The sequence below is a fragment of the Rhodanobacter sp. FDAARGOS 1247 genome, assembly GCF_016889805.1.
Classification (GTDB): domain Bacteria; phylum Pseudomonadota; class Gammaproteobacteria; order Xanthomonadales; family Rhodanobacteraceae; genus Rhodanobacter.
Genome location: NZ_CP069535.1, coordinates 665,510 through 687,236 on the forward strand (window position 1 = coordinate 665,510; position 21,727 = coordinate 687,236).

Consider the following 21,727-nt stretch of genomic DNA (forward strand, 5'->3'; position numbering starts at 1 on the left):
CTTTCTGTTATTTGCCGCTGCGTCCCTGCGCCGCCGGCAGCAGCTGCCAGTCGAAGTCGTAATCCAGCTGATCGAAATAGATGTTGCCGCCGCGCCATTCCGCCTCGCCGCGCTGCGAGTCCACGTTGTCCGAACGGAACTGCTGCTTGGCCGGCTGGAACGGACGGTCGTAGTCGCTGTTGAAGGCGATGCGGTATTCGTCGAGCCCGCCGAGGTAGAACCATTCCAGCGCCGGGTCGTCCGCAGGCGACGGATGCAGGCGACCGGTGGTGACGTCCATCGGCACCCAGCCGTAGGGCGCGAGGTAGGCGAAGCCCCAGTCGTGGATGTTGCTGTAGCCGCTGCCGTCGTTGGAGAACACCATGCCCGACTGCCAGCGCGTGGGTATGCCGTTGAGCCGCAGCAGGGTCATCAGCAACAGGGTCTGCTGGCCGCAGTCGGCATGGCCGGCGTGCAGGGCGTAGTCGCTGATGTTGGAGATCGTCGAATATTCGCGGGCGCCGGCCCAGGGAATCCGGTCGACCGCGGCGAACAGTTTCTGCGCGATGCGGTACGGGTTCTTCTCGTCGCCGACCACCTTGCGCGAGAACGCGCGCATCGCGTCGGTGAACACGATGTGGGGCGAGCGCTCGGCCACGAACGGCGCCAGCTCGGGGGTGATCGTGGCGGGCACCACGCGGGCCGGATCGATCGCGTGGTACTGCGCGTACTGGGTCAGTTCCCAGGTCACCGAGAACACGGTCTTCTGCCCGGCCACCGCCGGCTTCTCCAGATACGCGGTGCGCTGCGGCGCGGACTCGGGCGCGATGCGGTGCTGCGCCGGCACGCTGGCCACGTAGCGGATGTCTTCCTGCTGGCCGGGTATCGCCTGCGGATACGGAATCCACGCGCGCACGGTTTCGCCGGCGGGGACGGCGTCGGCGGCGACGGTCAGCGTCTGCGTCATGCGCAAGCGGCGCGGCAGCACGCTGCTGCGATGTCCGGCCAGCGCCGCCTTGTAGATCGCGCGCTGGTGATCGTTCAGCGCTTCCATCGGGCCGTCGCTGATCGGCGTCTGCACCGCGCGCCGCGCCACCGCCTCGGCGCTGAGCCGGAACAGGTTGCCCGGCGAACGCTTAAAATAAAGTGTCTTGCCGTCGATCAGCTGATGCTCGAACAGGCCGGCCGCGTTCCACTTCGCGAATTCCGCGTCGGTGAGGTCGGGGATCTGCTTGCGCACGCGCGCCTCGACGTCGTCCGCGCTCAGGGTGAAGTCGAGCAGGATGCGGCGCATGCGCTCGCGCTGGAAGGCCAGTTCGTGCTGCGTGTCGGCCGGCACGCCGGGCTGTGCCAGCGCGGCGGTGATCGCCGCTTCGGCGGCCTGGAAATGGCCGGCATCGATCTGGGCGATGATGGGGGCGGTGGTTCCGTTGCTGGCATCCACGCCGGCGAAGGCGACGGAACTGCCAAGCAGCAGGGCGAACAGGCACGCCGTCAGGCGCAGCCCGCGTGTGGGCTGACGTGTTACCGGTGCGACAGGTAGCAACGTATCCATCGACAAACGTCCCCGCGATTGAACCCCTGAAACGGTTGTGTAACACGCTTGCAAATGCTGGTCAATAATTTATGCTTCGATTGAAATCAACAAGAATCAGCTATTCCTTGCTGGCCGCAAACCGCCAGCCTGTGGATGCCCGCAAACGATCCACGAGGGGGTGCACGTGATCCATACGGTCTGGCCTTATCTGGCGCTGATGTTGCTGGTCGCCGGACTGTTTCCGGCGATCGAGCGCCGCTTCGGCTGGAAGATTTTTTCGGTGCTGCCGCCGATCGTGCTGACCTACCTGCTGGTCACCGCGCTGGCGGTGTCGGGGCTGTGGCAGGTCAATGCCGAGATCAAGGCGGCGCAGTCGATGCTGGTGTCGCACATGGTGCCGGCCCTGCTGTTCCTGCTGATGATCAATTGCGACCTGCGCGCGATCTGGCGGCTGGGGCCGCGCGTGCTGGGCGTGTTCGCCTGCACCTCGGTCAGCCTGTTCGTGGCCTTCATCGCCAGCTTCCTGATCTATCGCCACTGGCTGCCGGGCAACCAGTGGCAGCCACTGGCCGCGCTGTCCGGCAGCTGGGTCGGCGGCACCGCCAACATGATCGCGGTGAAGCAGGCGATCGCCATGCCCGACGACCTGCTGGCGATGTCGCTGCTGACCGACGCGCTCTGCTACTCGATGTGGGTGGTGGTGCTGTTTTCGGTGGCGCGGCTGGCGCCGGCGTTCAACCGCTGGACCCGGGCCAAGTCCAGCGGCGACATCCCGCTGGCCGAGCCGAAGACCAGCGCGCCGACCACCTACGACAGCGTGCTGCTGTGGCTGGGCATGGCGCTGGCAGTGGCGGCGTTGTCGGGCTGGCTGGCCGGCTGGCTGCCGGTGTCGGGCATGGTCAGCGCCACCACCTGGACCATCCTGCTGGCCACCGGCTGCGGGCTGGTGGTGGCGCATACGCCGCTGGCGCGGTTTCCCGGTGCCGGCACGATTTCCAGCGCGATGCTGATCAGCGTGGTGGCGGTGCTGGCCTCGCAGAGCAATTTCCAGGGGATCGCCGCGGCACCGCTGTACCTGCTGTGCGGAGTCACCGTCATCGCGATCCACGCGGTGCTGCTGGTCGGCTTTGCCAAGCTGTTCCGCTTCGATCTGTACCTGTGCGGCATCTCCTCGCTGGCGCATATTGGCGGCGTGGCCGCCACGCCGATCCTGGCGGCCAGCTACTCGGCCGCGCTGGTACCGGTGGGTATCCTGCTGGCCTTGCTCGGTTACATCCTGGGCACGGGCTTCGGCTTGCTGGTGGCGACGATCATGTCGGCACTGGCGCTACCGTGATGCGTATTCGATACAGGACCTGAACGATGCGATTTTCCCTGATTGCCGCCAGCGTGCTTGCCTTCGCCTTCGCCGGCGCACCGCTGCAGGCGCGCGAGGCGAATGACGCGCTGACGATACCGCCGTCGGGCGTGCTGGGCGTGGGCGAGGCGCAGCTGACCCCGCAGTTCTGGATCGGCCTGCAGGCGCAGCCCGACCGGGTGATCATGGATCGCGCCACGATCGAGGCGGAGAACGCGAAGCTGCTGCAGCTCGATCCGTCGATGCACGACCTGCGCAAGCTGCCGGCCACGCTCTCCCGCGAGCAGATCAGTGGCTGGATCACGCATGTTTCGGAGCGCCCCACGCGCCAGCGCTACGACGTCGAGGGCAAGCCGGTGCCGTCGACGAGGCTCGATGCGCTGGTGGCGGATCTCGCCCTGGACAAGGTCCCGGCCAGCCAGCCCACGCGTTACGGACTGATCGTGCAGCGCGCCGCGTTCCGCGCGTTTCCCACCGACCTGCGCGTGTTCAGCTCGAACGATGACACCGACATCGACCGCTTCCAGGAAACCGCCGAGTTCCCCGGCGTGCCGGTGGTGATCGCCCATGCCAGTGCCGACGGCCGGTGGCTGTTCGTGCTGAGCCCGCGCTATGCCGCGTGGACGAAGGCGGAGAACGTGGCCGAGGGCAGCGCGGCGCAGGTCTTCGGCTACGTCGACAAGTCGCCGTACCGGGTGATCACCGGAGCCAGCGAGCGCACGGTGTTCACCCGCGAACGCCCCGAGCTGTCGCAACTGCAACTGGACATGAGCACGCGCGTGCCGCTGGCCAGCGGCCTGGCGCCGGACCAGCCGGTCAACGGGCAGACGGCGTACGCCGCGTACACGCTGGAACTGCCGTGGCGCGATGCCGCCGGCAAGCTGCAGTTCTCGCCCGCGCTGCTGCAGAAGAACACCGACACGGCCGGCGACTACCTGCCGCTAACCCCGGCCAACATCCTCCACCAGGCCTTCAAGTTCCTCGGCGAGCGCTATGGCTGGGGGCATGCCTACGACGGCCGCGACTGCAGCGGTTTTGTTTCCGACGTGTATCGCAGCATGGGCGTGCAGATGCCGCGCGATACCAGCAAGCAGTCGATCAGCCCGGCGCTGGAGCATCGGCTGTTCACCGACAAGGACAGCCGCGAGGCGCGCCTCAAGGCCGCGCATGAACTGCAGGTGGGCGACCTGGTCTACATCCCCGGCCACGTGATGATGGTGATCGGCCAGTACAAGGGCCAGCCCTGGGTGATCCACGACGTGGGCGGCATGAGCTATCGCAAGGCCGATGGCAGCAAGGCCCGCGTCAAGCTCAACGCGGTATCGGTGACGCCGTTGCTGCCGATGCTCTACAACGACAAGCAGACCTTTGTCGACCGCATGACCAGCATCGTGCGCATCCGGCCATGAAGGAAGTCCACTCACTCTCTCGCGGCGTCATTCCCGCGCAAGCGGGAATCCACTTTGCTTTTCGGGTCAGGGGCAAGATGGATTCCCGCTTGCGCGGGAATGACGTCGTGAAGTGTCATCGCACAGGATCAGAGCACGTCAAATCATGAAAATCACCGACATCCAGTTCGGCATGCTGCGGGTGCCGCTGAAGACCCCGTTCAAGACGGCCCTGCGTACCGTCTCCACGGTGGAAGACATCGTGGTGATGGTGCACACCGACAGCGGCGAGATCGGCTATGGCGAAGCGCCGGCCACCGCGGTGATCACCGGTGACACCCACGGCTCGATCATCGACGCGATCCGGCACTACATTTCGCCGCGGCTGATCGGCCAGGACATCGCCAACCTCAACCACATCACCCAGCTGATCCAGTCGTCGATGGAGAAGAACACCAGCGCCAAGGCGGCGGTGGAGATCGCGGTGTACGACCTGTGGGGCCAGCTCTACAACGCGCCGCTGTACAAGCTGCTCGGCGGCGGCGATCCGGTGATCACCACCGACATCACCATCAGCGTCGACTACATCGACAAGATGGTGGCCGACTCGATCTCGGCGGTGGAGCGCGGCTTCGAGTCGCTGAAGATCAAGGTCGGCAAGGACATCGGCGTCGACATCGAGCGGGTCAAGGCGATCTACGCCGCGGTCGAGGGCCGCGCGCTGCTGCGGCTGGACGCGAACCAGGGCTGGACCGCCAAGCAGGCGGTGTACGCCTTGCAGACGCTGGAAGACGCCGGCATCAAGCTGGAGCTGATCGAGCAGCCGGTCAAGGCGCGCGACCTGGCCGGCATGCGCTACGTCACCGAACGGGTGCACACGCCGGTGATGGCCGACGAAAGCGTGTTCGGCCCGATGGAGGTGATCGAGCTGATCCGCCTGCGCGCGGCCGACATCATCAACATCAAGCTGATGAAGACCGGAGGCATCTCCAACGCGATCCGCATCGCCGACATCGCCGGCATGCACGGCATCGAATGCATGATCGGCTGCATGCTGGAGACCAGCATCAGCGTGGCGGCTGCCGTGCACGTGGCGGTGGCCAAGGCCGACGTGATCACCAAGATCGACCTGGACGGACCTTCGCTGGGCCAGTTCAACCCGGTCGACGGTGGGGTAATCTTCAACGAATCGGAGATCTCGGTGACGGACGCACCCGGCCTGGGCATCCGCGAGATACGGGGCCTGGAGAGGATCGAAGACTGATGTCGCCGCTGGTCAAAATCCGTTCGGAACGCGACCAGATGTCGGCAGTGGAGCGGCGCATCGCCGACTTCGTGCTGGAGAACGCGCAGCTGCTGCGCGACTACTCCTCGCAGCAACTGGCCAATGCGCTGGGCATCAGCCAGTCCAGCGTGGTCAAGTTCACCCAGAAGCTGGGCTTCAAGGGTTATCCCGACCTGAAGTATTCGGTGGGCGAGGCGATCGCCCGCGCCGACAACGGCGACGCGCCGCAGCTGGCGACGGCCAGCGACGGCGATGCCGGCGGCTCGACCCTGTGGCGGCGCAAGTCCGAGGCCGAGGAGGCGACCCGGCTGATCAACCCGCCGGAAACGCTGCAGGCGGTGGCCGAGGCGATCGCCCAGGCTGGCCGCAGCGGCAAGGTGTTCATCATCGGCCTGGGCGAGGACGACATCTACGCGCGCAACTTCGCGCTGCGGCTGTCGCTGCTGGGCATCCTCACCGTGCACAACTTCGACACCGCGCGGATGACCGCCAACATCTCCGTCGCCGGCGCCGGCGACGTGCTGCTGGTGTTCTCCGAGCACGGCAACCATCCGGCGCTGGGCAAGATCGCCCGCTACTTCCGCGAGCGTCGCGGCCAGGTGATCACGGTGACCCGGCACACCGCCAACCCGCTGCGCACGCTGGCCGACCTCGCCCTGGTGGTGTCCGCCCACGACGAGCTGCCGTACATCCAGCCATTGCTGTACCAGTCGGCGCTGCAGCACCTGCTGGACGGCCTGTTCGTGCAGCTGTGCGAAGGCGGCGACGACCGGCACGCGCAACTGCTGGCCAACCTCGATCGCATCCAGCTGATGCTGGAGCCTTGAGGGCGGGGATTCGGGATTAGGGATTTGCAAAGGCGGCGCCCGCGCGGCCTCCCACAACATGTTGCGTGACGATGACCTGCCGAGTGGAAAGCCGATGACTGTGAACCGCCGAACCCTTGCCCTGTTGACGTTCGCCGTCACGCTCGCCGGCGCCGCGCACGCCGGCACGGCGAAGACGCCGTGGCATGACGCGCGCCAGATGATCGTGGTGACCACGGCCGGCTGGAACGTGGACCACGGCACGCTGCGCACGTTCGCGCGGGCAGGCGATGGCTGGCGCGAGGTGCGCGCCGCGGTGCCGGTGACCATCGGCAAGAACGGTGCTGGCTGGGGCCTGGGGCTGAACGCGCCGCAGGCCGACGCCGGCGGGCCGGTCAAGCGCGAGGGCGACAACCGCAGCCCGGCCGGGGTGTTCCGCATCGGCGACAGCTTCGGTTATGCCGCCAGCGTCGACACCGCGATGCCGTACCTGGCGCTCAACGCCACCGAATACTGCGTCGACGTCAGCGGCGCGAAGCATTACAACCGCATCGTCGACGCCAGCGTGGTCGGCGCCGCGGCGGTGAAGGGTTCCACCGAGCCGATGCGGCGCGACCTGCACGCGCACGGCGACCAGCGCTACCGCATGGGCTTCGTGATCGAGCAGAACCCCGCGAACGTTCCGCAGGCCGGCAGCTGCATCTTCGCCCACCTGTGGAAGTCACCCAGCGACGCCACCGCCGGCTGCACCGCGATGACGCCCGCGGTGATGCAGTCGCTGCTGGGGTGGCTGAAGCCGGAAGATCACCCGGTGTTCGTGCTGCTGCCGCAGGGCGAGTACGAGCGGCTGCGCACGGCGTGGCAGTTGCCGGCCATCGCCGCCACGGATGCCGCCCGATGAGTGCGACGTCCCGTGTGCTGACCGGACTGGCCGCGGGCGCGGTGATCGGCCTGCTGCTGGCCGGCTGGAACGAAACCGCGGCGTTGCAGGTGGCCAACGTGGTGCAGCCGATCGGCAAGCTGTGGCTGAACGCGCTGCAGATGACCGTGGTGCCGCTGGTGCTGGCGCTGGTGGTGGTGGGCGTCAACACCGCCAGCGACGCGGCGGCGTCCGGGCGCATCGCGCGGCGGGCGATCGTGACCTTCCTGCTGATCCTGACCGGCGGCGCGCTGTTCGCGGCGCTGGCCGCGCCGCTGGTGTTCTCGCTGTTTCCGCACAATCCCGCCCTGGTCGTGGCGCTCGATCACGCCAGCGTGCCGGCCGCCGCGCAGGCGGCGCCGAACTGGATCGATACGCTGGTGGCGATCGTGCCCAGCAACGCGATCATGGCCGCGGCGCAGAGCGCGATGCTGCCGCTGGTGGTGTTCGCGCTGTTCCTGGGTTTCGCACTGACCCGCATCGAGCCGGCACGTCGCGCGATGCTGGTGGAATTCTTCCAGGCGATCGCCGACGCCATGATCGTGATCGTGCGCTGGGTGCTGTGGGTGGCGCCGCTGGGCGTGTTCGCGCTGATCCTTTCCGTATGCGCCCGCTCCGGGCTGGGCATGCTCAGCGCGCTGGGTGTCTACGTGCTGGTGGAATGCCTGCTGTACCTGTCGGTCACCGTGATGATGCTGCCGGTGGCGCTGTTCTTCGGCGGCGAACGGCTGCGCCGCTTCGTGCCCGCGCTGGTGCCGGCGCAGGTGGTGGCGATCAGCACGCAGTCGTCGCTGGCCTCGCTGCCGGCGATGCTGGAAAGCGCCGACCGCCGGCTTGGTTATCCGAAGCAGGTGGCCGCGCTGGTGCTGCCGATGGCGGTGAGCCTGTTCCGCCTGACCAGCCCGGTGCAGTACGTCACCTCGGCGGTGTTCATCGCCTGGGCCTACGGCGTCGACCTGTCCACCGCGCAGCTGCTGGCCGGCGCGCTGCTGGCGGTGGTGATCAGCCTGGGCTCGGTGGGCTTGCCGGGGCAGGTCACCTTCGTCGCCACCAACTTGCCGGTGGCGCAGGCGATGGGCCTGCCGCTCAGTCCGCTGGGCCTGATGCTGGCGGTGGACACGATTCCCGACGCGCTGGCCACCCTGGGCAACGTCACCGGCGACCTTGCCGCCACCAGCGTGGTCAATCGTCAGTCACGGCAAGTCGGGAATGGCGAAGCAGAGCCCTAGAACCCCGCTTTCCCCGTTCCCCATTCCCCCATCTTCAACCCCGAGCTCGAAATGGATCTGATCGAAACCGACGTGATCGTGATCGGTGCCGGCATGGCCGGCGCCTCGGTCGCCTACTTCCTTGCGCCGCATGCGCGCGTGCTGGTGCTGGAGCGCGAGTCCTACGCCGGCATGCATTCGACCGGCCGCTCGGCGGCGCTGTTCAGCGAAACCTACGGTTCGGCCCAGGTGCGTGCACTGACCCGCGCCACCCGACCGTTCCTGGCCTCGCCGCCGGCCGGTTTCGCCGCCGAGCCCATCCTCGGTCCGCGCGGCGCCACCCTGGTCGGCAACGCGGCGCAGGTGGATGACGTGAGCGCGTTGTACGAGGCGATCCGGCCGTTCACGCGCGACATCGAGCTGCATGACGCAGCGCAGTTGCAGGCCACCGTGCCGGTGCTGCGGCCGGAGTTTGCGCAGATCGGCCTGCACGAGCCGGGCGCGGCCGACATCGATGTCAACGAACTGCATCAGGGCTTCCTGCGCGGGCTGCGTGCCCGCGGTGGCCAGTTGCGGGTGGACGTGGCGATCCGGGCGATCGAGCGCGATGCCGGCGGCTGGCGCGTGGAGGCTGGCGAGCACGCGTACCGCGCGCCGTTGCTGATCAACGCGGCCGGCGCCTGGGTCGACCAGGTGGCCAGGCTCGCCGGCGTGGCGCCGCTGGGCATCGTGCCGAAGCGGCGCTCCGCCTTCGTGTTCGATCCGCCCGAGGCGCTGGCCACCGCGCGCTGGCCCTTCATCAACGACTTCAGCGAAACCTTCTATTTCAAGCCCGACGCCGGCCTGTTGCTGGGCTCGTGCGCGAACGCCGATCCGGTCGAGCCGCATGACGTGCAGCCGGAGGAATACGACATCGCGCTGGGCATCCACAACATCGAGCAGGCGACCACGATGACGATCCGCCGGCCCCGCCGCACCTGGGCCGGCCTGCGTTCGTTCGTCGCCGACGGCGACCTGGTCGGCGGGTTCGCAACGGATGCGCCCGGCTTCTTCTGGGTCGCCGCGCAGGGCGGCTACGGCATCCAGACCAGCGCCGCGATGGGCGAAGCCTGCGCCCACCTGGCGCTGGGCCTGCCGCTGCCGGCGCCGCTGGTGGATGCGGGGCTGTCGGCGGCGATGCTGGCCCCGCGCGGCTGAGCCGGGCTCCCCGTCGGCGCGGGCGCGGCAGACGCACTGTGGTTATCATGACGCACTGCGCCAATGCCACGAAGCGATGCCCCCATGCTGCTGATGATCGACAACTACGACAGCTTCACCTACAACCTCGTGCAGTACCTGGGCGAGCTGGGTCAGCAGGTGAAGGTGGTGCGCAACGATGCGCTGGATGTCGCCGGCATCCGCGCGCTGCGGCCTGCGCACATCATGATTTCGCCCGGACCCGGCACGCCGGATGATTCGGGCGTGTCGCTGGACGTGCTGCGCGAGCTGGCCGGCGAGATCCCGGTGTTCGGCGTGTGCCTGGGCCACCAGGCGATCGGCCAGGTGTTCGGCGGCAAGGTGATCCGGGCCAAGCAGATCATGCACGGCAAGACCTCGCCGGTGATCCATCGCGGCCAGGGCGTGTTCGCCGGCCTGCCCAATCCGTTCGAGGCGACGCGCTACCACTCGCTGGTGGTGGAGAAGTCGTCGCTGCCCGATTGCCTCGAAGTCACCGCATGGACGGAAAATCCGGACGGCTCGATCGACGAGATCATGGGACTGCGCCACAAGACGCTGGCGGTCGAGGGCGTGCAGTTCCATCCGGAGTCGATCCTGACCCAGCACGGCCACGACCTGCTGCGCAATTTCCTGGGACAGCCGCTGCGGGCAGCGGCATGAACGACAGCGTGCAGACCATCACGATCACGCCGCAGGAAGCCCTGCAACGGCTGATCGAGCATCGCGAAATCTTCCACGACGAGATGATCGCGCTGATGCGCCAGATCATGAACGGCGAGGTGAGCCCGCTGATGACGGCGGCGATCATCACCGGCCTGCGGGTGAAGAAGGAAACCGTGGGCGAGATCACCGGCGCGGCGCGGGTGATGCGCGAGCTGTCGGCGAAGGTCGAGGCGCCGGCACATCCGCATTTCCTGGATATCGTCGGCACCGGCGGCGACGGTGCGTCGAGCTTCAACATTTCCACCGCCTCGATGTTCGTGGCGGCGGCGGCCGGCGCGCGCATCGCCAAGCATGGCGGTCGCAGCGTGTCGTCGAAGTCCGGCAGCGCGGACGTGCTGGAGGCGCTGGGCGCGTCGATCGAGCTGGCGCCGGCACAGGTCGCCGCGTGCATGGCCGAGACCGACATCGGCTTCATGTTCGCGCCGAACCATCATCCGGCGATGAAGGTGGTGGCGCCGGTGCGCAAGGAAATGGGCGTGCGCACGCTGTTCAACATCCTCGGCCCGCTGACCAACCCGGCCGGCGCCCCGAACATCCTGATGGGCGTGTTCCATCCCGACCTGGTCGGCATCCAGGTGCGCGCGCTGCAGCAGCTCGGCGCGCGGCATGCGCTGGTGGTGTGGGGCCGCGACGGCATGGACGAGATCTCGCTGGGCGCGGCGACCCTGGTCGGCGAACTGCGCGACGGCGTGGTGCGCGAGTACGAGGTGGAGCCGGAGGACTTCGGCCTGGCGATGGCGTCCAGCCGCAACCTGCGGGTGGAGAACGCGGAAGAGTCCAGGGCGATGCTGCTGGGCGCGCTGCAGGGCGAGGCCGGCGTGCCGCACGACATCGTCTGCCTCAACGCGGGCGCGGCGCTGTACGCCGCCGACGTGGTCGCCTCGATCGCCGACGGCATCGAGCTGGCCCGCGCCACGATTGCCAGCGGTGCCGCCCATGCGAAAATGCAGGCCTTCGTGGCGGTCACCCGTCGACTTTCCGGCCTGGTGCCCGTGGGCGTTTGAACTTCGCCGACGTCGCCATCGCTTTCATCGCGCGAGCTGCGCACCATCCAAGTGAGATGCCATGACTGACATCCTCAATCGCATTCTTGTCCGCAAGACCGAGGAAGTGGCCGAACGCCGGGCCCGCGTGCCCGAGGCCGAACTGGTCGCGCGCATCGCCGAGCTGCCGCCCACGCGCGGTTTCGGCGCGGCGATCGAGGCGAAGATCGCCGCGGGCCTGCCGGCGGTGATCGCCGAAGTGAAAAAGGCCAGCCCCAGCAAGGGACTGATCCGGGGCGATTTCGATCCCGCCGCGATCGCGGCCAGCTACGCGGCCGCCGGCGCGGCCTGTTTGTCGGTGCTGACCGACAGCGACTTCTTCCAGGGCAGCGAGGCGTTCCTGCAGCAGGCGCGCGAAGCCTGTGCGCTGCCGGTGCTGCGCAAGGATTTCATCATCGACGCGTACCAGGTGTACGAGGCGCGGGCGATCGGTGCCGACTGCATCCTGCTGATCGTCTCGGCGCTGGATGACGACATGTTGCTGCAGCTGTCGCTGCTGGCGGCCGAGCTGGACATGGACGTGCTGTGCGAAGTGCACGACGAGGAAGAGCTCGAGCGCGCGCTGGCCCTGCCGGTGCCGCTGATCGGCGTCAACAACCGCAACCTGCGCAGTTTCGAGACCTCGCTGGAGACCTCGCTGGCGCTGCAGGAGCTGATCGAATACGACCGCGTGCTGGTGGCCGAGTCCGGCATCCACACCCCGGAAGACGTGGCGCGCCTGCGCGAAGGGGGCATCCAGGCGTTCCTGGTCGGCGAGGCGTTCATGCGTGCCGAGGACCCGGGCAGCGAACTGCGGCGGCTGTTCTCGCTGCCGTGATCGTGATGCCGGAGCCGGAAACCCTGCTGCCCGCCGATGCCGCCGGCGATGTCGAGGCGGTCGCGCCGCGCGTGGTGCTGTTCGATTTCGACGGCGTGCTGTTTCGCGGCGACGCGTTCCATCTGTTCATCCGCGAGCGCTATCGCCGCTCGTGGTGGCGCTGGCTGCCCGCCGTGCTGGTGGCGCCGTTGCTGCTGCTGATCCTGCCGTTCTCGTGGCGCCTGCCGATGCATGTGCTGGTGCGCATCGCGCTGTTCGGGCTGGGCGAGCGCCGTTACCGGCTTGCCGCGGAAACGTTTGCCGCCGATCTCGCACGCCGGCCCCGGCAGTTCCACCGCGACGCCTTGCAGGTGTTGCGCCAGCATCAGCTGCAGGGCGACCGGGTGATCGTGGTGACCGGTTGCGAACACACCCTGGTCAGCGGGATCGTGCAGCAACTGGGGCTGACCGGCCTGGACGTGCTGGCCTCGCAACTGCGCCCCGGCTGGCTGGGCATGCGCGTGCACTGGCACAACGTGGGCAGGCGCAAGGTGCAGCTGCTGGCGAAACAGGGTCTGTCGGCATGGCAGGTCGCCTACGGCGATTCGATGCATGACGTGGCGATGCTGAAGGTCGCCGCCGAGCCGGTGCTGGTCAATGGCACGCCGACCCTGTGCAAGAAGGTCGAGAAGGCGCTGGGCCGTACGGTCGCCCGCGTCGAGTGGTTCTGAGGACGATCCGCAGGTCGCGCGGTTCCCGTCTATCGAAGCAAGGTCTGCACCAGCTGGCCCAGGCTGATCAGCACGATCAGGCTGCCGACGGCCGCCATCACCGCGCGTTCGGGCAGGTGTCGCACCAGCCAGGCGGCGAACGGCGCAGCGATCACGCCACCGGTGAGCAGGCCCAGCACGATCGACCAGTGGCCGATGCCCACATGCAACACCAGGGTGGCGGACACGCAGAGGGTGACCACGAACTCGGCCGCGTTGACCGAGCCGATCGTGCTGCGCACGGCGCCGCCGCGGGCGATCAGCGTGCTGGTGGCCAGCGGTCCCCAGCCACCTCCGCCGATCGCGTCGAGCAGTCCGGCAAGAAAGCCCAGTACGCCGCTGTGCTGCACCTGGTGCCGGGTCAGCCGCTTGCCGAAGGCGCGCAGCAGGATCATCGCGCCGAGGATCAGCAGGTAGGCATTGACCCAGGGGCGGATCGCCTCGCCCGGCACGCTGGCCAGGAAGGTGGCGCCAAGGACGCCGCCGATGGCGCCGGGAATCGCCAGTTGCCAGAACAGCGTCCAGCGCACATTGCCGAACCACGCGTGCGAGGCGCCGGAGACGCCGATGGTGACCACTTCGGCCGTATGCACGGTGGCGCTGGCCACCGCCGGAGGCAGGCCCAGCGCCAGCAGGATCGAGTTGGAGACCAGGCCATAGGCCATGCCCAGCGCGCCGTCGACCAGCTGGGCGAGCAGGCCGACACCGACGAAGATGAAGAACTGTTCGTAATCCAAGCGTGGTCTCGCAGCGGACGGCGGAACGCCATCCTCAACCAGTCGTCGTAAAAAACCGGTTCAGGGGAGGGCTTTCCGGAATGCGCCGACGATCAGCGGGTGCCGCGCACCACGATGGTCTTGCCGGACACGTCGATCATGCGCTGCTCTTCCAGCTGCTTGAGCACGCGACCGACCATTTCGCGCGAGCAGCCCACGATGCGGCTGACTTCCTGGCGCGAGATGCGGATCTGGGTGCCGTCCGGATGGGTCATCGAATCCGGCTCCTGGCACAGGTCGAGCAGGGTGCGCGAGATGCGGTTGGTGACGTCCATGAAGGCCATCCGGCTGACCTGGCGCGAGGTGCGCAGCAGACGGTTGGTGAGCTGGGCGCCGATCGCGAACAGGATCTTCGGGCATTCCTCGCGCAGCGGGCCTTCCATCAGCTGGAACAGGCGCTCGTAGCTGATCTCGGCCATCTCGCAGGCCGTGCGCGTGCGCACCATCGACTCGCGCTGGGCCTGTTCGACGAACAGCCCCATTTCGCCGATGAACTGGCCGCGGCTGATATAGGCGAGGATGAGTTCGCGACCCTGTTCGTCCTCGGTGCACACCGCCAGCGAACCGTCCACCACGTAGTACAAGGTGTTGGCCGGGTCACCCGGACGGATGATCGCGGTCTTGCCCGGGTAGCGGCGGCGATGGCACAGCCCCAGGAAACGTTCCATCGCGGCGGGGTCGGGAGCAAAGCCCAGGGGGGCCTGCGAGCGTTCGAAAGCTTGTTGGAGCTGGTACTTGAGCTGAGCCACGGGCATCCCCTACAGGTAATCTTGTCACGCCGGGCATCATGGCCACATGTTGTACACGTCCGTCCGGACATCATGACAGGCTTGGTCATTATGACAAAGCCGCGGATTCCACGCAGGTTCAAATTCCTCCGCTTTTGCCGCATACTTCGCGGTCTTTCGACAGCAGCCAGTCCGTTGCCGTCGTTCACAAGGGTCGTGCAGGCACCTGCCTGTACTCCAAACCAAGCCGCGGGGACCCTTGTCGCTAACCCGCCTCTGATGTTGGCCGATATCCGGTCATGGAGCGCCGCCCGTGGTCAAACCACTTCCCCGTCTGCGTCTGCAGGGTTTCAACAACCTGACCAAGGCGTTGAGTTTCAACATCTACGACATCTGCTACGCGGTGTCGGAAGACCAGCGTCGCCGCTACATCGAGTACATCGATGAGCAGTACGACGCCGACCGGCTGACCCAGATCCTCACCGACGTGGCCGAGATCATCGGCGCGAACATCCTCAACGTGGCCCGCCAGGACTACGACCCGCAGGGTGCCTCGGTGACGATCCTGATCTCCGAGGAGCCGGTGGTCGAGAAGCTCGGTCGCGACACCATCTCCGGTGCCGTGGTCGCGCACATGGACAAGAGCCACATCACCGTCCACACCTATCCGGAAACGCATCCGCACAACGGCATCGCCACCTTCCGCGCCGACATCGATGTGGCCACCTGCGGCGTGATCTCGCCGCTGAAGGCGTTGAACTACCTGATCGACAGCTTCGAGTCGGACATCGTGATCGCCGACTACCGCGTGCGCGGCTTCACCCGCGACGTGAAGGGCAAGAAGCACTTCATCGACCACAAGATCAACTCGGTGCAGGACTACCTGGCGCGACACATCCGCCAGAAGTACGAGATGTTCGACGTCAACGTGTACCAGGAAAACATGTTCCACACGAAGATGCACATCAAGGACTTCGACCTGGACACCTACCTGTTCGAGGCCCACGCCGACGACCTGTCGTTCAAGGAACGCCAGCGAATCGAGTCGCTGCTGCGACGCGAGATCGAGGAACTGTTCCACGGCCGCAACCTGATGTGACAAAAACCCGCCGAAAGGCGGGTTTTTTTTCAGGTGCGCACCCGCCGAAAGGCGTTTTCAATGGATATGGCGCCCGCCGAGCGCGCGGTGCTTCTACAGCCGATAAGCGACCGTCTTCATCACCATCGAGCTGGCGTGCATCAGCTGCGGCAGCGGAAACGGCAGGTCGATGCCGCCGCGTTGCTGCGCGGCCTGCGCGTGGCGGATCTCGTCGGCCTGCATCCGGGCCAACACGACGCGCGAACGCTCGTCCCGGGGTGGCAGCTGTTGCAGATGATCGGCCAGGTGGGCCTCGACCTGGCGTTCGGTTTCCACCACGAAGCCCAGGCTCAGCGCGTCGCCGGCCAGCGCGGCGGCGGCGCCGATCGCGTAGCTGCCCGCATACCACAGCGGATTGAGCAGGCTGGGGCGGCTGTCCAGTTGCTGCAGGCGTTCGGCGCACCAGGCCAGGTGGTCGGTTTCCTCGGCGGCGGCATGCAGCAGGTGCTCGCGGTTGTCTGCATCGCGGGCGAGCGCGGCCTGGCCCAGGTAAAGCGCTTGCGCGCAGACCTCGCCGGTGTGGTTGATCCGCATCAGGCCGGCGGCGTGGCGGCGTTCGGCCTCATCGAGTTCGTTTTCGGCGAGATCGGCGGACGGTGAGGGGCGCTGCGCCAGTGGCGCGCCGCCCACCGCTTCCAGTGCACGCTCGCAGCCGGCCAGCAGGCGGTCGAGGCGGCTCAGGGTGCGTACGCTCATGCGTTGTTCTCCAGCTAGAGGATCGGCCAGCAGGTCAATGGGGGTTGCCTTGGCCAGGGCAAGCCGTGCGTCACGCCAGCGGCAAGGTGCCGGCGACCCAACGGCCATGCGGGTTGCGACCGGGAAGCCTGGGGGTCTTTTCAAGCGGCCCGGTGGTCATGCTATCATTGCCAACTCACAGCCCGCCGGTCGGTGGGCTTGCGCCGTGGATGAAGGCTCCGCTATCATCTCGCGCCTTTGATCCACCGATTACGCGTACCGCCTCACGGCGGCAGACAGGTATTCTGAAATGAAAACGTTTAGCGCCAATGCAGACAACGTCAAGCGCGACTGGTTCGTGGTTGACGCCACGAACAAGACGCTCGGTCGCCTGTCGACCGAAATCGCCCACCGTCTGCGCGGCAAGCACAAGCCGGAATACACCCCGCATTGCGACACCGGCGATTATATCGTGGTGATCAATGCGCAGAAGGTGCACGTTACCGGTGCCAAGCTGGACGACAAGATGTACCACCGCTTCACCGGCTACGTCGGCAACCTGAAGACCACCAGTCTGAAGGACCTGCTGGCGACCTACCCGGAGCGCGTGATCGAGATCGCCGTCAAGGGCATGCTGCCGAAGAACCCGCTGGGTCGCGAGATGTATCGCAAGCTCAAGGTCTACGGTGGTGCCGAGCATCCGCATACCGCACAGCAGCCGCAGGCGCTGGAAATCTAAGGAAATATCATGAGCATCCAGCAGAATTACGGCACCGGCCGCCGCAAGACCTCCGCCGCTCGCGTGTTCCTGCGCAAGGGCAAGGGCGAAATCATCGTCAACGGCAAGACGCTCGAAGCCTTCTTCGGCCGCGAGACCTCCTGCATGATCGTGCGCCAGCCGCTTGAGCTGACCGACAACACCGACAAGTTCGACATCAAGGTGACGGTCGCCGGTGGCGGCATCACCGGTCAGGCCGGCGCGATCCGCCTGGGCATCGCCCGCGCGCTGGTCGAGTACGACGAAAGCCTGAAGTCGCCGCTGCGCAAGGCCGGTTTCGTGACCCGTGACGCCCGTGAAGTCGAGCGCAAGAAGGTCGGTCTGCACAAGGCACGTCGCGCCACCCAGTTCTCCAAGCGCTAAGCTCAGTTCTACAGCCCCGTCGCCAAGCGGTAAGGCACCTGACTCTGACTCAGGCATCGGTGGTTCGAATCCATCCGGGGCTGCCAATACAAACGCCGTCGCCCGCCGCAAGGCGTGGCAAGTCGGCCGAGAAGCCCGCCATCCGGCGGGCTTTTTCGTTGGCGGGGGGCGCTGGCGCAGGATCTTTCGTCGCCGCTCGTGCTTCCTTACCCTTCGGTTTTGCACTGCAGCAGCGTAAAATTTCGGCCTTTGACTCGTGGGCACTTTGATGACGACGGCAAGCGACAACGATCCCGGCCGCCCGGCGGTCCGCACCGAGGGCAGTACCGACGCGTTGCCGCTGGCGCCGACCATGGGCATGAGCCTGGATGCGGCCCGGATGCCGCGCCGCTCCACCCTGGTCGATCGTCGGGTGTTGCGCATCACCGCGGTGTCGATCGTGCTGGGCGTGCTGGCTGCGCTGATTGCGCGGTTGCTGACGGCTCTTATCGGCGTGGTGACCAATCTGGCCTTCTACGGCCGCTGGTCCACCGCGTTCTCCTCGCCTGCCGACGCGGTGCCCCGACTGGGCTGGTGGGTGGTGCTGGTGCCGGTGGTCGGCGGCCTGATCGTGGGCGTGATGGCGCGCTGGGGTTCGCGCGCGATTCGCGGCCACGGCATCCCCGAGGCGATGGAGCAGGTACTGCTCAATGAGTCGAAGATTCCGCCGCGGATCACCTTCCTGAAGCCGATCTCCTCGGCGATCGCGATCGGCACCGGCGGCCCGTTCGGCGCCGAGGGTCCGATCATCGCCACCGGCGGCGCGCTGGGTTCGTTCATCGGCCAGGTGCTGAAGGTAACCGGCAGCGAGCGCAAGGTGCTGCTGGCGGCGGGTGCGGCCGCGGGCATGGCCGCGGTGTTCTCGGCGCCGATCGCGGCGGTGGTGCTGGCGGTGGAGCTGCTGTTGTTCGAGCTGCGCCCGCGCTCGCTGATCCCGGTGGCGCTGGCTTGCGTGGCTTCGACCGGTACGCGATACCTGCTGCAGGGTTCGACCGCGGTGTTTGCGATGGGAGCGGTGGCGTCGCCGGGAGCGATGGCCTTGCTCGTCTACGTGCTGCTCGGCGCGCTGATCGGCGTGGTCAGCGTGTGGACCACCCGCATCGTCTACGGCATCGAAGACCTGTTCGAGAAGCTGCCCATCCACTGGATGTGGTGGCCGGCGATCGGCGGACTGGTGGTCGGTGCGGTCGGCTACTTCGCGCCGCTGACCCTGGGCGTGGGCTATACCAACATCGAGGACATCCTCAACGGCAAGCTGACGCTGACCGCGCTGGCCTTCCTGTGCGTGATGAAATTCATCTCCTGGTCGATCGCGCTGGGCAGCGGCACCTCGGGCGGCACGCTGGCACCGCTGTTCACCATCGGCGGTGCGCTGGGTGCGCTGGTCGGCATCGGCATCGCCGCCGTGGCGCCGCAATTTGGCGTGGATCCCCGCATTGCCGCACTGGTCGGCATGGCGGCTATCTTCGCCGGCGCCTCACGCGCGCTGCTCACCGCGGTGGTGTTCGCGTTCGAGACCACCGGCCAGCCCGCGGGGCTGCTGCCGTTGCTGGGCGGTTGCACCGCGGCCTACCTGATCTCGGCCCTGATGATGCGCAACACCATCATGACCGAGAAGATCGTGCGGCGTGGCGTGCGCGTGCCATCCGAATACGTGGCCGATTACCTCGACCAGGTCGGGGTGGGCGAGGCCTGCACGCGCGACGTGGTGACCCTGGACAACACGCAGACGCTGGCTGAAGTGCGTCGCTGGCTGGCCGAGGACGTCGAGCAGACCCAGCACCAGGGTTACCCGGTGCTGGACGAACACCGCCGCGTGCTTGGCGTGCTGACCCGGCGCAGCCTGCTCGACCCGCAGTGGCACTACACGCTGAGCCTGGGCGAACTGCTGACCCGGCCGCCGATCGCGGTCAGCGAGGCACATTCACTGCGCGAGGCGGCGGACCACATGGTGGCCGAGAGCGTGGGTCGGCTGGTCGTGGTGAGCAAGGACGATCCGCACAAGCTGGTGGGCATCATCACCCGCGGTGACATCCTGGCGGCCCATGCGCGACGCCTGCGCGAAGCGCGGCACTCGGCCCGCCACCTGCGTTTCCGTGACGGCCTGAAGCCGCGGCCGGCGCAGTAAGGTGCTGAAACAAGAAACGGCCCGCAAGGGCCGTTTTTTTTCGGGAAGCGGGCGACGCGACGAATCACATCTCCCGGTCGCCGATCAGCACCACGTCGGCGGGACGCTGCGCAAACAGGCCCACGGTGACGATGCCGGGCAACTGATTCAGTTCGCTTTCGAGCGCGGCCGGGTCGACGATCTGCCAGCCGTGCACGTCGATGATCCAGTTGCCGTTGTCGGTGACCACGCCGTCGCGCCACACCGGGTTGCCGCCGCGCTTGACGATCTCGCGGCCGATCAGGCTGCGCGCCATCGGGATCACCTCGATCGGCACCGGGAACTTGCCGAGCAGGTCGACCCGCTTGCTGGAATCGATGATGCAGACGAACTTCTCGCTGGCCGCCGCCACGATCTTCTCGCGGGTCAGCGCCGCGCCGCCGCCCTTGATCAGCCGCTTGTACGGATCGCATTCGTCGGCGCCGTCGATGTAGATGGTCAGCGGACCGGCGGCGTTGAGGTCGAGCACCGGGATGCCGAGGCGCTTCAGCTGCGCGGTCGACTGCTCCGAGCTCGACACCGCACCCTGGATGCGATCCTTCAGGTCGGCCAGCGCATCGATGAAGAACGCCACGGTGGAGCCGGTGCCGACGCCCACGATGGCGCCGTCCTCGACGTAGCGGATGGCGGCTTCGCCGGCCAGCTTTTTCTCGTTTGCGTTGCTCATGGATGGTTTCCGGTGAAAGGGGGTCGGGTGACGTTCATTCCAGCGCCAGGATGTATTTCCAGTGCGCCGCATCGACCGGCATCACCGACAGCCGGTTGCCCTTGCGCAGCAGCGGCATCTCGGCCAGTGCGGGATCGTTCTTCATTTCGTCCAGGCTGATCGTGCGCTTGAGCTTCTTCACGAACTTCACGTCGACCAGCATCCAGCGCGGATTGTCGCGCGAGCTGCCGGGGTCGAAATACTTGCTCTTCGGATCGAACTGGCTGGGATCGGGGTACGCGTCGGTGGCCACTTCGGCGACGCCGACGATGCCGGGCACAGCGCAGTTGGAGTGGTAGAAGAACACCTTGTCGCCGGGGCGCATGCCGTCGCGCATGAAGTTGCGCGCCTGGTAGTTGCGCACGCCGTCCCAGGCTTCGCGCTTCTTGCGCTTGAGGTCGTCGATCGAGAACGCGTCCGGTTCGGACTTCATCAGCCAGTGGTTCACGCGGGAGTCTCCGGTTCTGAATCGGGCCTGGTGCAGTCGATCAGCTCGCGCTCGGTGGCGACGAAGTCGAGCGGGACATCCCAGTCCTCTTCCTCGACTTCGGGCAATTCCTGGAACGCATAGGCGATGCCGACCAGCAGCGGCTCGGTGGGGCGCACCTGTTCGTTGAGGAAGGCGAAGCTGCGGTCGTAGTAGCCGCCGCCGTGGCCGAGCCGGTTGCCGCGGCGGTCGAAACCGAGCAGCGGCACCAGCACCAGGTCGATCTGGAACGGCTCCAGCAATTCGGGCGGATCGACCGGCTCGGGAATGCCGTAACGATTGGGCTGCACCCCGTCGCCCGCCTTCCACGGTGCGAAGCGCAGTTGCCGGCCCGCGCCGATCACCGGCAGCAGGAATTGCTGGCCACGCGTGGCCAGCGGCGGGATCACCAGGTTCAACGGCAGTTCGCCGTGGCTGGCCCAGTAGCCCGCCACGCGGGCGTCGGTGAAATACTCGGGCAGTTGCTCCAGGCTGCGGCGCAGGCCCTGGGCGGCGGCGATGCGTTCGGCCGGCGGCAAGGCGCGGCGGCGTTCGGCCAGTTGCTGACGCAGATCGCGGCGTTGGGCGTTGACGTCCACGTGGCGCGCGGCTCCGGCGTGATCGTCCCGTTCGTGGCTCGACGAACGGGACGGGGGAAAGAAGTGGCGCAGACCGCGATGCCGCTGCCCACCGAACGACCTTGATCCAAGATGGATCAGGTGGGAGGGTTACATGGTCTAAAGGCTTTCCGCACGCGGCGGACATGCACAACAACCGATGTGAAACCGACCCGGGGCCGTATGTAGGAACAAGGCAAATGTAAGAGTGTGCTGGCGCACATCGCAGAAAACGCCGGGTGTCA

Annotated in this window: 22 protein-coding genes, 1 tRNA gene and 1 other RNA gene; 16 read left to right on the forward strand and 8 right to left on the reverse strand. The window is 67.1% G+C overall.

Annotated features, from left to right (window positions below; genetic code table 11):
- Nucleotides 1–7: 7 nt before the first annotated feature.
- Nucleotides 8–1,534, reverse strand: a complete 1,527-nt coding sequence (locus I6J77_RS02855) for a transglutaminase-like domain-containing protein (protein WP_204110498.1) — start codon at nt 1,532–1,534, stop codon at nt 8–10.
- Nucleotides 1,535–1,700: 166 nt separating this feature from the next.
- Here I6J77_RS02855 and I6J77_RS02860 point away from each other — a divergent pair, with 166 nt between their 5' ends.
- The 11 genes from I6J77_RS02860 to I6J77_RS02910 all read left to right on the forward strand — a co-directional run bounded on the left by I6J77_RS02860 (nt 1,701) and on the right by I6J77_RS02910 (nt 12,990).
- A complete protein-coding gene (locus I6J77_RS02860) occupies nt 1,701–2,852 on the forward strand; it encodes a DUF819 domain-containing protein (RefSeq protein WP_204110499.1) in 1,152 nt (383 codons plus the stop codon).
- Nucleotides 2,853–2,878: 26 nt separating this feature from the next.
- Nucleotides 2,879–4,282, forward strand: a complete 1,404-nt coding sequence (locus tag I6J77_RS02865; RefSeq protein WP_204110500.1) for an SH3 domain-containing protein — start codon at nt 2,879–2,881, stop codon at nt 4,280–4,282.
- Nucleotides 4,283–4,427: 145 nt separating this feature from the next.
- Entirely contained in the window at nt 4,428–5,525 is a 1,098-nt protein-coding gene (locus I6J77_RS02870) for a dipeptide epimerase (protein WP_056763731.1), read from the forward strand.
- Nucleotides 5,525–6,373 (forward strand): MurR/RpiR family transcriptional regulator, encoded by an 849-nt coding sequence (locus I6J77_RS02875; RefSeq protein ID WP_056718503.1) that lies wholly within the window; start codon nt 5,525–5,527, stop codon nt 6,371–6,373. The genes I6J77_RS02870 and I6J77_RS02875 overlap by 1 nt, the downstream gene beginning before the upstream one ends.
- A gap of 94 nt (nt 6,374–6,467) precedes the next feature.
- Nucleotides 6,468–7,253, forward strand: coding sequence for a L,D-transpeptidase (locus tag I6J77_RS02880; protein WP_056718516.1), 786 nt, complete (start codon nt 6,468–6,470; stop codon nt 7,251–7,253).
- Nucleotides 7,250–8,500, forward strand: coding sequence for a dicarboxylate/amino acid:cation symporter (locus I6J77_RS02885; protein WP_204110501.1), 1,251 nt, complete (start codon nt 7,250–7,252; stop codon nt 8,498–8,500). Before I6J77_RS02880 ends, I6J77_RS02885 begins: the two co-directional genes overlap by 4 nt.
- Before the next feature lie 51 nt (nt 8,501–8,551).
- On the forward strand, nt 8,552–9,676 hold the full coding sequence (locus tag I6J77_RS02890; RefSeq protein WP_239309170.1) for an FAD-binding oxidoreductase: 1,125 nt from the start codon (nt 8,552–8,554) through the stop codon (nt 9,674–9,676).
- 84 nt (nt 9,677–9,760) lie between these two features.
- Nucleotides 9,761–10,357, forward strand: a complete 597-nt coding sequence (locus I6J77_RS02895) for an aminodeoxychorismate/anthranilate synthase component II (protein ID WP_056763738.1) — start codon at nt 9,761–9,763, stop codon at nt 10,355–10,357.
- Nucleotides 10,354–11,424 carry an anthranilate phosphoribosyltransferase gene (trpD, locus tag I6J77_RS02900; protein WP_204110502.1) on the forward strand — a complete coding sequence of 357 codons (1,071 nt, stop codon included), beginning with the start codon at nt 10,354–10,356 and terminating at the stop codon, nt 11,422–11,424. Before I6J77_RS02895 ends, trpD begins: the two co-directional genes overlap by 4 nt.
- A 61-nt stretch (nt 11,425–11,485) precedes the next feature.
- Nucleotides 11,486–12,280, forward strand: a complete 795-nt coding sequence (trpC, locus tag I6J77_RS02905) for an indole-3-glycerol phosphate synthase TrpC (protein WP_056718498.1) — start codon at nt 11,486–11,488, stop codon at nt 12,278–12,280.
- Between the two features lie 5 nt (nt 12,281–12,285).
- Nucleotides 12,286–12,990, forward strand: coding sequence for a haloacid dehalogenase-like hydrolase (locus I6J77_RS02910; RefSeq protein ID WP_204110503.1), 705 nt, complete (start codon nt 12,286–12,288; stop codon nt 12,988–12,990).
- 29 nt (nt 12,991–13,019) lie between these two features.
- On the opposite strand, the gene I6J77_RS02915 is transcribed toward I6J77_RS02910, so the two are convergent.
- Complete coding sequence (locus tag I6J77_RS02915) at nt 13,020–13,766, reverse strand: sulfite exporter TauE/SafE family protein (RefSeq protein ID WP_204110504.1); 747 nt, start codon at nt 13,764–13,766, stop codon at nt 13,020–13,022.
- Between the two features lie 92 nt (nt 13,767–13,858).
- The gene (crp, locus tag I6J77_RS02920) at nt 13,859–14,560 is read right to left on the reverse strand and encodes a cAMP-activated global transcriptional regulator CRP (RefSeq protein ID WP_007807303.1); all 702 of its coding nucleotides are present in this window, start codon (nt 14,558–14,560) and stop codon (nt 13,859–13,861) included.
- A gap of 286 nt (nt 14,561–14,846) precedes the next feature.
- Here crp and speD point away from each other — a divergent pair, with 286 nt between their 5' ends.
- Nucleotides 14,847–15,632, forward strand: a complete 786-nt coding sequence (speD, locus tag I6J77_RS02925) for an adenosylmethionine decarboxylase (RefSeq protein ID WP_007807301.1) — start codon at nt 14,847–14,849, stop codon at nt 15,630–15,632.
- 93 nt (nt 15,633–15,725) lie between these two features.
- Here speD and coq7 read toward each other — a convergent pair whose 3' ends face one another.
- Nucleotides 15,726–16,367, reverse strand: coding sequence for a 2-polyprenyl-3-methyl-6-methoxy-1,4-benzoquinone monooxygenase (gene coq7 / locus I6J77_RS02930; RefSeq protein WP_204110505.1), 642 nt, complete (start codon nt 16,365–16,367; stop codon nt 15,726–15,728).
- Between the two features lie 289 nt (nt 16,368–16,656).
- Between coq7 and rplM the strand changes: the two genes are divergently transcribed.
- From rplM to I6J77_RS02950, 4 genes are all read left to right on the forward strand, one after another.
- The gene (gene rplM / locus I6J77_RS02935; RefSeq protein WP_007807297.1) at nt 16,657–17,085 is read left to right on the forward strand and encodes a 50S ribosomal protein L13; all 429 of its coding nucleotides are present in this window, start codon (nt 16,657–16,659) and stop codon (nt 17,083–17,085) included.
- Between the two features lie 9 nt (nt 17,086–17,094).
- A complete protein-coding gene (rpsI, locus tag I6J77_RS02940; RefSeq protein ID WP_007807295.1) occupies nt 17,095–17,487 on the forward strand; it encodes a 30S ribosomal protein S9 in 393 nt (130 codons plus the stop codon).
- Between the two features lie 12 nt (nt 17,488–17,499).
- Nucleotides 17,500–17,573 (forward strand) — tRNA-Gln (locus I6J77_RS02945).
- Between the two features lie 182 nt (nt 17,574–17,755).
- Complete coding sequence (locus I6J77_RS02950; protein WP_204110506.1) at nt 17,756–19,654, forward strand: chloride channel protein; 1,899 nt, start codon at nt 17,756–17,758, stop codon at nt 19,652–19,654.
- A 64-nt stretch (nt 19,655–19,718) separates the two neighbouring features.
- On the opposite strand, the gene rpiA is transcribed toward I6J77_RS02950, so the two are convergent.
- The 4 genes from rpiA to ssrS form a co-directional block, all read right to left on the reverse strand.
- A complete protein-coding gene (gene rpiA / locus I6J77_RS02955) occupies nt 19,719–20,360 on the reverse strand; it encodes a ribose-5-phosphate isomerase RpiA (RefSeq protein ID WP_204110507.1) in 642 nt (213 codons plus the stop codon).
- Between the two features lie 34 nt (nt 20,361–20,394).
- Nucleotides 20,395–20,832, reverse strand: coding sequence for an EVE domain-containing protein (locus I6J77_RS02960; protein ID WP_200946071.1), 438 nt, complete (start codon nt 20,830–20,832; stop codon nt 20,395–20,397).
- A gap of 11 nt (nt 20,833–20,843) precedes the next feature.
- Entirely contained in the window at nt 20,844–21,464 is a 621-nt protein-coding gene (locus I6J77_RS02965; protein ID WP_204110508.1) for a 5-formyltetrahydrofolate cyclo-ligase, read from the reverse strand.
- Nucleotides 21,465–21,530: 66 nt separating this feature from the next.
- Nucleotides 21,531–21,717: non-coding RNA, 6S RNA (gene ssrS, locus I6J77_RS02970), on the reverse strand.
- Between the last annotated feature and the right edge of the window lie 10 nt (nt 21,718–21,727).

Bases quoted from the DNA above. Each gene is read 5' to 3' on its own strand.
- I6J77_RS02855 (WP_204110498.1), bottom strand. From the start codon at position 1,534: ATGGATACGTTGCTACCTGTCGCACCGGTAACACGTCAGCCCACACGC.
- I6J77_RS02865 (WP_204110500.1), top strand. From the start codon at position 2,879: ATGCGATTTTCCCTGATTGCCGCCAGCGTGCTTGCCTTCGCCTTCGCC.
- I6J77_RS02870 (WP_056763731.1), top strand. From the start codon at position 4,428: ATGAAAATCACCGACATCCAGTTCGGCATGCTGCGGGTGCCGCTGAAG.
- I6J77_RS02875 (WP_056718503.1), top strand. From the start codon at position 5,525: ATGTCGCCGCTGGTCAAAATCCGTTCGGAACGCGACCAGATGTCGGCA.
- I6J77_RS02880 (WP_056718516.1), top strand. From the start codon at position 6,468: ATGACTGTGAACCGCCGAACCCTTGCCCTGTTGACGTTCGCCGTCACG.
- I6J77_RS02885 (WP_204110501.1), top strand. From the start codon at position 7,250: ATGAGTGCGACGTCCCGTGTGCTGACCGGACTGGCCGCGGGCGCGGTG.
- I6J77_RS02890 (WP_239309170.1), top strand. From the start codon at position 8,552: ATGGATCTGATCGAAACCGACGTGATCGTGATCGGTGCCGGCATGGCC.
- I6J77_RS02895 (WP_056763738.1), top strand. From the start codon at position 9,761: ATGCTGCTGATGATCGACAACTACGACAGCTTCACCTACAACCTCGTG.
- trpD (WP_204110502.1), top strand. From the start codon at position 10,354: ATGAACGACAGCGTGCAGACCATCACGATCACGCCGCAGGAAGCCCTG.
- trpC (WP_056718498.1), top strand. From the start codon at position 11,486: ATGACTGACATCCTCAATCGCATTCTTGTCCGCAAGACCGAGGAAGTG.
- I6J77_RS02910 (WP_204110503.1), top strand. From the start codon at position 12,286: ATGCCGGAGCCGGAAACCCTGCTGCCCGCCGATGCCGCCGGCGATGTC.
- crp (WP_007807303.1), bottom strand. From the start codon at position 14,560: ATGCCCGTGGCTCAGCTCAAGTACCAGCTCCAACAAGCTTTCGAACGC.
- coq7 (WP_204110505.1), bottom strand. From the start codon at position 16,367: ATGAGCGTACGCACCCTGAGCCGCCTCGACCGCCTGCTGGCCGGCTGC.
- rplM (WP_007807297.1), top strand. From the start codon at position 16,657: ATGAAAACGTTTAGCGCCAATGCAGACAACGTCAAGCGCGACTGGTTC.
- rpsI (WP_007807295.1), top strand. From the start codon at position 17,095: ATGAGCATCCAGCAGAATTACGGCACCGGCCGCCGCAAGACCTCCGCC.
- I6J77_RS02950 (WP_204110506.1), top strand. From the start codon at position 17,756: ATGACGACGGCAAGCGACAACGATCCCGGCCGCCCGGCGGTCCGCACC.
- rpiA (WP_204110507.1), bottom strand. From the start codon at position 20,360: ATGAGCAACGCAAACGAGAAAAAGCTGGCCGGCGAAGCCGCCATCCGC.
- I6J77_RS02960 (WP_200946071.1), bottom strand. From the start codon at position 20,832: ATGAAGTCCGAACCGGACGCGTTCTCGATCGACGACCTCAAGCGCAAG.